The following is an 8041-nucleotide window of genomic DNA, read 5'->3' on the forward strand; positions in this document are numbered from 1 at the left end:
GGACCCTGGCGTCCGGGACGACGAGGCCGCGCGATGAAAGGATACCTCATGGACTACCGTGTCCATCGCTACCGCAGCGCCGACGGACGGCTGGACCTCGTCGCGCGGGATTATGCCGCCGCCGAAGGGGCGCCGGTGCTGCTGATGATGCATGGCCTCACCCGCAACAGCGCGGACTTCGAGCCGCTCGTGGCCAGACTCTCCGGGCGCTACCGGATGATCGTGCCCGACCAGCGCGGGCGGGGGCTCTCGCAATGGGATACCGACCCCGTGCAGTACCGGCCGGACGTCTATGCGCAGGACATGCTGGCGCTGATGGACGGCCTTGGCGTGGAGCGGGCGGGACTGGTCGGCACCTCCATGGGCGGGCTCATGGCGATGGTGATGCAGGCGCTGCGGCCGGAGCTGGCGCAGGCGGTGGTCTTCAACGACATCGGACCGGTGCTCGATCCGGCCGGCCTTGCACGCATCCAGGGCTATGTCGGTCCCGGCGGGGCGATGGCCGACTGGGCCGAGGCCTCTGCCCGGACGCGCGCGATCAACGCCTCCGCCTTCCCGGACTATGGCGACGGGCAGTGGGATGCCTTTGCCCGCCGTGTCGCGCGGGAGAACGCCGACGGCAGCGTATCCTTCGCCTACGATCCCGCGATCTCTGAAAGCATAGCGGGCGACGATCCCTCCACCGTGCCGCCGGACCTGTGGCCTTTGTGGGACCTGCTGGACGCGGTGCCGGTACTGGTCGTGCGCGGTGCCTTGTCGGACCTGCTGAGCGCAGCGACCGTGGAAGAGATGGCGCATCGCCATTCGGGGTTCTATGCCGCGTTCGAGGTGCCGCGCGTCGGCCATGCCCCGATCCTCGACGAACCGCTGGCGCTCGCCGCGATAGAGGCATTCCTCAAGGAGCACGTGACCTGACATGAGCGATACCGCCGTCCTCGACGAACCCCGGACCGCAATCTCGCCGCAAGGCACGTCGCCCCGGCTGGTGCTGGCGATGCTGCTGCTGGTCTACGTGTTCAACTTCGTCGACCGGCAGATCCTCTCTATCCTCGCCGCGCCGATCCAGGCGGACCTCAAGCTCGACGATGCGCAGATGGGGATGCTGGGCGGCCTTGCCTTCGCGATCCTCTATTCGACCCTCGGCGTGCCGCTGGCCTGGGTCGCGGACCGCACGAGCCGTTCCTGGGTCATCACCGGATCGCTGGTGGTGTGGAGCGTGTTCACCTCCCTCTGCGCTCTGGCGACGGGGTTTTGGCACATCTTCCTCGCCCGTCTCGGCGTGGGCGTGGGTGAGGCGGGCGGCGTCGCCCCCAGCTATGCGGTGATAGGCGACCATTTCCCGAGCGAGCGGCGCGCCTTCGCGCTCTCGGTCTATTCGCTGGGTATTCCGCTCGGCTCGGCTGCGGGGGTTATGGCGGGCGGCTATGTGGCGCAGGCGGTGGACTGGCGCACGGCGTTCCTCATCGTCGGCCTGTGCGGCATCCTGATCGCACCGCTGTTCAAGCTGGTGGTGAAGGACAAGCCGCGCCCTGTTTCCACGCCGACCGTGCGTTTCGGTGATGTCTTCGCGACGCTGGCGCGCAAGCGGGCGTTCTGGTTCCTCAGCTTCGGCGCGGCGTCCAGTTCCATGCTCGGCTACGGCGTCGCCTTCTGGCTGCCGAGCCTGCTGCAGCGCAGCTTTCACCTGAGCCTCGTCGAGACCTCGTGGTTCTTCGGTGCGGTGCTGCTGCTGGGCGGCACCGTGGGGGTGCTGACCGGCGGCGCGCTGGCGGATCGGCTGGGGAAAGGCGACCGGGCATGGTACGGCCGCGTTCCCGCGATCGGCTTCGTCTGCGCGGTGCCGCTCTATGCGGGCGGAATCTGGACGACCAGCGTGCCCGTGGCCTTCGTGCTGTTCCTGATCCCGCAAGTGTTGGCCTACTTCTGGCTCGGCCCGGTGACGGGCGCGATCCAGCACCTCGTCGACCCGCCCGCCCGCGCGACGGCCTCGGCGCTGTTCCTGCTGATCAACAACCTGATCGGTCTTGGCGGCGGCATCTACGCGCTGGGTGCGCTGTCGAAGGCGCTGGCGCCGGTATGGGGCGCCGAATCGCTGCGCTATTCGATGCTGTTCGCGCTGGTGCTCTACCTGCTGGCGGCGCTGCTGATGACGCTGGCGGGGCCGGGATTGCGCAGGGAGTGGGTTGTGGAGAAGTAGGCGAAAGGTGGTGCCGGCTACAGGATTCGAACCCGTGGCCCCCTGATTACAAATCAGGTGCTCTACCAACTGAGCTAAGCCGGCTACCGTTCGCGAAATGGTGCTTCGCGAAGCAAGTCCGGCGCCCTTACCGCGAGCGGGGGGCGCCGGTAAAGCCCAAATCAGAACACGGCGTGCGGGGCTGCCTCGTTCATCATCGTCTGGCGCAGCAGCGGGATCGCCGGGCCGCCGTGGCTGAGGAACTCGTCGTGAAACGCCTTCCATGCCGAGCGCCCGCCGCGCGTCGCGGTCCAGTCGGTGCGCAGCCTGCGGATCATCAGCTTGCCCAGCGTGTAGTTGAGGTAGGCCGGATCGTATGTGCCGCGCGCGGCCTGCTGCTCGGCGGTGCCTTCGTCCTGGTAGCATTGCTCCATGAACATCTGCTTCGACTGCGCCTGAGTCATCCCGCGCGCATGCAGGCCGATCGCCGAGAGATAGCGGCAGTTGCGCAGGAGCGCGTTGGAGATCTGGCCGACAGCCACGCCCGGGTCGCCGTCTCCCAGCCCTGCCTCCAGCATCATCTCCTCGGCATAGTGCGCCCAGCCTTCGGCGAAGGCGTAGCCGACGAACAGCTTGCCGACGATCGAGGGCGCCGCGTTCGAATGGAGGAACTGCAGGTAATGTCCCGGCATCACCTCATGGACGGTGGTGAACAGCAGGTCCGCCTTGCCGGGGATATAGTCCATCTGCATCTGCTTCGACCACGTCGGGTCCGGCGGCGAGATGTAGTAGATCGACGAGCCGCCGTTCTCCAGCGGCCCCGGCGGGTCGATGTAGGCGGAGTTCGCGCGGTTGTAGGGCGGGCTTTCCTCGACCATCGCCATTTTCGTGCCGGGGATCGTCGCGATGTCGCGACTGCGCACGAAGTCGGCGAGCTGTGGGATTTCGCGCCGGGCCTCGGCGACGGGGCCGTCCTCGGGCTTGTCGGCGCGCATCTTGTCGAAGCACTGCTGGATGGTCTTGCCCGGCGTGTACTTCGCGCAGGCCAGTTTCAGCGCCTGCTGGTTGCGCAGGAGATCGGCCTTGCCTGCCGCCTCCAGCGTATCGAGCGTGGCATCGACGCCTTCGGTCGCGAGGACCATGCGCGCAAACTTGTCGGCGCCGAGTGCGAAACCTTGCGTCGGCGTGGCCTTGGCGACCTGATCGGCGACGCCCTTCATGGCGACGGCGGCGGCTTCGGAGGCGGTCTTGAACTCGGCCTGCAGCGCCGGGTCGGTGACGTCGGCGAAGGCGGCGCGGGCATCGCCGCGGTAGTAGTCGGCAAAGCCGCCGAAGCCGTCAGTGCCCAGCTTGATGAAGCTGGCGGGCATCGCGGCGGGCAGGTTGGCGCGGATGTTGGGGGCTTGCGCGGCGACAGATTTGAAGAACGCGATCATCGCCTTCATCCGCGTCGGCTTGTCGGCATAGTCGCGGCTGACGTAGACGTTCGGGTCGAGGCCGCCGTTGATGTAGTAGGCGGGGTTGGTGTGCGGCTGGTCGGCGTCCTCCAGCCAGAACAGCTGGCCCTTGGCGACCTGCACCAGATAGTCGCGCTCGAAGCGGTCGGCGGGGGAGAGATGATCGAATTTGCCCGCCTCGTCGATGACGGAGTGCAGGAAAACCGCGCGCGCTTTGAGGCCGGCCTCGCTCCAGTCGGGGAGCTTGCCGTCGTACTGGTGTGCGCCTTCGTAGATTGCGAAGGCGGGGTCTGTCTCGAACCAGCGCTCTATGGTTCGCTGGACGAATGGTTTCCAGGCTTGGGTATCTGCATTGACAGCAGCTACTTCAGCATTGGCCGCGTTGACGAAGTCACGGATATCCGAGTTCGCGTTGCTCGTTGTCGTCGCGCAGGCGCTAAGGGTGAGGCAGGCGATGCCCGCCAGCAGGATGGACTTCATGGGGGTGAGGCTCCCTGTTCCTATGGGAGCGGTTGTGCGTCAGCGCGCGCCGAAGGTCCAGCCCTCGGTACGGGCGAGTTCGGGTGTGAGTTCAGCGGGTTGCCACAGGGCCTCGCGCGGGGCGGCGACGCGCAGCCAGGCGGCGGTGAGGAGGGCGTCGGCGCTGTGGTCGTCGATCGGGCCGCTGCCGCCGGTCGGGCGCGAACCCAGCGCGGAGAGGGCGGTATCGAGCGCGGCGTGGTCGGTCATCTTGGCGCGGCCTGCCAAGCGTCCTGCGGCGACGGCGGCGAGGGTGGTGTAGATCTCGGTCACCACCGAGCCGCTCGCAGGCAGCGGGTCGATCGGCCAGACCGGCACGCGGCCGTCAAGGCGGTGGAGCAGGCGCATGCCCGTCAGGCTCGACTTGCCGACTTGCGCCGCGCCCACGAGGTTGAAATTGGAGTAGGGGCGGCATCCGGCGCGGGCCTGCGCTTCCTCGGTCACGCGCATGCGGCCGCGCTTGTGGAGCGCGCCGGGGAGGTGGAAATGCGCCCCCTCGCGCCCGCCGTGGCGGCGGAAGTAGGCGCTGAGATCGATGTGATCGACGAAGCTGGCGGCCGAGAGGTGCAGGTCTTCGGCGCAGATGGCGTCGATCAGCGCCCAGAGCGCGCGGGCATCGCGCGGGCTGTCGGCCCAGCCGGGGAAGAACGCGCCCGCGTCGGCGAAGGGCAGCGATAGGCCGAGGTCGAGGCCGACGAGGGTGCCTTGCGGCAGGCGGTTCAGCAGCAGGTCGAGCACGTCGGCGCGAGACCAGTGCGCGTGGCTGGCAGGGCGCAGCAGGCGGGGCGCGGCGTCCCCGCTCTCGCACAGGGCGACGGCGATGCCTTTCTGGCGCTCGCCCAGCGCGCCGGACCAGTCGATGGCGATGAAGTGGCGGAAGTGCATGGGTTATCCTGAGCGGGAATGCGACGCGATTGTATCCACGTTTCCGTCACCCTGAACTCGTTTCAGGGTCCATCAGGCAGCCTCGTCTGCAACGTGATTTCACCAGCCGCCTGTGCCGGTGGTGAAGCCGGGGGCGGAACACTCCGCACCATGGACCCTGAAAAGAGTTCAGGGTGACGGGGCGTTATCAGCAAGGTCACTCCGCCCGCCGCTCGGCGCGCTTCCTGTCCCACCATTCGAGGCGCTTCTTCACCTCGCGCTCGAAGCCGCGTTCCACCGGCTCGTAGAAGGTCTGCGGCCCCATCTCCTCGGGCCAGTAGTCGTCGCCGGAGAAGGCGTCGGGCGCGTCGTGGTCGTAGGCGTAGTCCTTGCCGTAGCCGATGTCCTTCATCAGCTTGGTCGGCGCGTTGAGGATGTTCTGCGGCGGGCTTACCGACCCCGTCTCTCGCGCCGTCTTGAACGAGGACTTGAACGCCATGTACGCCGCGTTCGACTTGGGTGCGGTCGCCACGTAGATGCACGCCTGCACGATCGCCAGCTCGCCCTCCGGGGAGCCAAGGAACTCATACGCCTGCTTGGCGGCAAGGCACTGCACCAGCGCCTGAGGGTCGGCCATGCCGATGTCCTCGCTCGCCATGCGGACGAGGCGGCGCAGGACGAACAGCGGTTCCTCGCCCGCCGTCAGCATCCGCGCCATGTAGTAGAGCGCGGCCTGCGGGTCCGATCCGCGCACCGATTTGTGCAGCGCGGAGATGAGGTTGTAGTGCCCGTCGCGGTCCTTGTCGTAGACCGCCACGCGCCGCTGCAGGAACTGGCCGAGGCCCGCCGGATCGAGCGGCTGCGGAATCTTCGCCGCATAGAGCGTTTCGGCCTGGTTGAGCAGGAAGCGCCCGTCGCCGTCGGCCGAGGCCACCAGCGCCTCGCGCGCTTCGGCCGTGACGGGCAGGGGGCCTTCCAGTTCCTCGCCCTTGGTCAGCAGCGCATTCAGCGCGGCGGCGTCGAGGCGGTGGAGGATCAGCACCTGCGCGCGGCTGAGGAGTGCGGCGTTGAGCGCGAAGCTGGGGTTCTCGGTCGTGGCGCCCACCAGCGTCACGGTGCCGCGCTCCACGAAGGGCAGGAAGCCGTCCTGCTGGGCGCGGTTGAAGCGGTGGATCTCGTCCACGAACAGCAGCGTGCGCTGGCCTGCCTTGGCGGCGATGTCGGCTTCGGCGAAAGCTTTCTTGAGGTCCGCCACGCCCGAGAACACCGCGGAGACGGCGGCGAAGCGCATACCCACGGCGGCGGCGAGCAGGCGCGCGATGCTGGTCTTGCCGGTGCCCGGCGGCCCCCACAGGATCATCGAGGACAGCCGCCCCGCCGCCACCATGCGCCCGATCGCGCCTTCGGGGCCGGTCAGGTGCTCCTGCCCGACGACTTCGGTAAGGTCGCGCGGGCGCAGGCGGTCGGCGAGCGGCGCGTCCTCGCGCAGCGCGTCGGGGGTCGAGGGGGGGATGTCGTCGGCGAAAAGGTCGGCCATGCAAGGCTACTTAGCCATTCGCGCGGCGAATTGCATCGCCCTCTTCGCGGGAGTATCCTGCTTCCCTGCAGGGAGAGGCGTAATGGCAGGGACGACGGACAGATACGTGACGCGGCCGGGCTGGTCGTTCTGGGCTGTCGCCGTCCTGGCGGTGCTGTGGAATGCGTTCGGCTGCCTCGACTTCACCATGACGGCATCGCGCAATCCCGACTATCTGGCGCAAGTCCCGCCCGAGATCGTCGACTGGCTGGATTCCGCTCCGACCTGGACGCTGTTGCCCTGGGCGCTCGGTGTGTGGGGCGGCCTTGCGGGAAGCCTGCTGCTGCTCGCCCGGTCGGGCTGGGCGGTCGGTGCCTTCGCGGCGTCGCTGCTCGGGCTCGCGGTGTCGCAGGCCTGGCAGTTCTCGGCGGGGATGCCGGCCAGCATGACCACGCCGGGAATGCTGGCGATGACTGCGGGCATCTGGATCATTGCCCTGGCGCTGCTGTGGTTCGCGTGGGACAAGCGCCGCGCGGGCGTGCTTCACTGACGACAGACTGACACCGAAATCACATTCCTTGCCCACCGTCCTCGCGGTATGGCAGCGGTGACGGGAGAGGGGAATCGCTGCCATGCCACATCCGCTGGGGATCGAACTGCTGACGGTGCTGGGGCTTGGGCCGGTGGAGCACGTGACGCTCGCGGCAGACCTCGGCTGCAAGGCGGTGTCGATGGGGCTCGGCCAGTTGCCCGAGCGGTTCAACCCGCACGGCTATGCCCCGTGGTCCCTGCGTGACGACCCGGCGCTGCGGCGTGATCTGAAGGCGGTGCTCGCCGACAGGGGTATCGCGATCAGCATTGCCGAGGGGCTTGGCGTATCCGCCGGGGCCGACGCGGCGGAGCGGGCGGCCGACATGGACATCTTCGCCGACCTCGGCGCCTTGCGCATCAATGCCGTCGACATGGGCGTGGAGCGGGCAAGGGCCTTCGACCAGCTCGCCATGCTGGCGCAGATGGCCGACGAGCGCGGGATGGAATTCTCGATCGAGTTCACGCCGGTCTTCACCATCCGCTCGCTGCCCGAGGCGCTGGAGGCGGTCGAATACATCGGAAGCGGAAAGGCTACGGTGCTGATCGATACCATGCACTTCTTCCGCTCAGGCGGAACGGTACGGCAGGTGGCGGAACTCGACCCGGCGCTGATCGGCCATGTCCAGCTCAGCGACGTGCCGCGCAAGGGTGCCGATGACTACATGGCCGAGGCCATGAGCGGGCGCATGATCCCGGGGCAGGGTGAACTGCCCTTGCGCGAATTCGTGGAGGCGCTTCCGCGCGGGCAGGTGCTGGGACTGGAAGTGCCGTTGATGGCCGCCGCCGCCAGCGGACGCGATGCGCGCGACTACGTGGGCGAGATCGTCAAGCGCACACGCGAGTTTCTCGCCTGAGGGCGACGGGGTTGACATTTATCGCCAAATAGGTTACAAGCCCCAGCATCCGATCCGGCGATGA

Annotated in this window: 7 protein-coding genes and 1 tRNA gene; 4 read left to right on the forward strand and 4 right to left on the reverse strand. The window is 68.0% G+C overall.

From position 1 onward, the window contains the following. Window positions 1-48 precede the first annotated feature (48 nt). Window positions 49-915: an alpha/beta fold hydrolase gene (locus tag ACODRZ_RS22270; RefSeq protein WP_488972539.1), complete on the forward strand. Its 867-nt coding sequence runs from the start codon at window positions 49-51 to the stop codon at window positions 913-915. Between the two features lies 1 nt (window position 916). Further along, on the forward strand, window positions 917-2197 hold the full coding sequence (locus tag ACODRZ_RS22275; protein WP_488972538.1) for a spinster family MFS transporter: 1281 nt from the start codon (window positions 917-919) through the stop codon (window positions 2195-2197). An 8-nt stretch (window positions 2198-2205) separates the two neighbouring features. Here the strand turns inward: ACODRZ_RS22275 and ACODRZ_RS22280 are convergent. The 4 genes from ACODRZ_RS22280 to ACODRZ_RS22295 form a co-directional block, all read right to left on the reverse strand. Next, window positions 2206-2281, reverse strand: a tRNA-Thr gene (locus ACODRZ_RS22280). A 77-nt stretch (window positions 2282-2358) separates the two neighbouring features. Continuing rightward, on the reverse strand, window positions 2359-4113 hold the full coding sequence (locus ACODRZ_RS22285) for a DUF885 domain-containing protein (RefSeq protein ID WP_488972537.1): 1755 nt from the start codon (window positions 4111-4113) through the stop codon (window positions 2359-2361). Between the two features lie 39 nt (window positions 4114-4152). Next, on the reverse strand, window positions 4153-5037 hold the full coding sequence (locus ACODRZ_RS22290) for a hypothetical protein (protein WP_488972536.1): 885 nt from the start codon (window positions 5035-5037) through the stop codon (window positions 4153-4155). 196 nt (window positions 5038-5233) lie between these two features. Beyond that, window positions 5234-6553, reverse strand: coding sequence for a replication-associated recombination protein A (locus ACODRZ_RS22295; protein ID WP_488972535.1), 1320 nt, complete (start codon window positions 6551-6553; stop codon window positions 5234-5236). An 82-nt stretch (window positions 6554-6635) separates the two neighbouring features. Between ACODRZ_RS22295 and ACODRZ_RS22300 the strand changes: the two genes are divergently transcribed. Both ACODRZ_RS22300 and ACODRZ_RS22305 read left to right on the forward strand, forming a co-directional pair. Next, window positions 6636-7082 carry a hypothetical protein gene (locus ACODRZ_RS22300; protein WP_488972534.1) on the forward strand — a complete coding sequence of 149 codons (447 nt, stop codon included), beginning with the start codon at window positions 6636-6638 and terminating at the stop codon, window positions 7080-7082. A gap of 82 nt (window positions 7083-7164) precedes the next feature. Beyond that, window positions 7165-7977, forward strand: a complete 813-nt coding sequence (locus tag ACODRZ_RS22305) for a sugar phosphate isomerase/epimerase family protein (RefSeq protein WP_488972533.1) — start codon at window positions 7165-7167, stop codon at window positions 7975-7977. Window positions 7978-8041 lie beyond the last annotated feature (64 nt).

It is taken from the genome of Novosphingobium sp. FG90, assembly GCF_057808725.1.

What these genes read in the sequence shown, in the direction of transcription:
- ACODRZ_RS22305 (WP_488972533.1), top strand. Translation starts at nt 7,165, where the DNA reads ATGCCACATCCGCTGGGGATCGAACTGCTGACGGTGCTGGGGCTTGGG.
- ACODRZ_RS22300 (WP_488972534.1), top strand. Translation starts at nt 6,636, where the DNA reads ATGGCAGGGACGACGGACAGATACGTGACGCGGCCGGGCTGGTCGTTC.
- ACODRZ_RS22270 (WP_488972539.1), top strand. Translation starts at nt 49, where the DNA reads ATGGACTACCGTGTCCATCGCTACCGCAGCGCCGACGGACGGCTGGAC.
- ACODRZ_RS22290 (WP_488972536.1), bottom strand. Translation starts at nt 5,037, where the DNA reads ATGCACTTCCGCCACTTCATCGCCATCGACTGGTCCGGCGCGCTGGGC.
- ACODRZ_RS22285 (WP_488972537.1), bottom strand. Translation starts at nt 4,113, where the DNA reads ATGAAGTCCATCCTGCTGGCGGGCATCGCCTGCCTCACCCTTAGCGCC.
- ACODRZ_RS22275 (WP_488972538.1), top strand. Translation starts at nt 917, where the DNA reads ATGAGCGATACCGCCGTCCTCGACGAACCCCGGACCGCAATCTCGCCG.
- ACODRZ_RS22295 (WP_488972535.1), bottom strand. Translation starts at nt 6,553, where the DNA reads ATGGCCGACCTTTTCGCCGACGACATCCCCCCCTCGACCCCCGACGCG.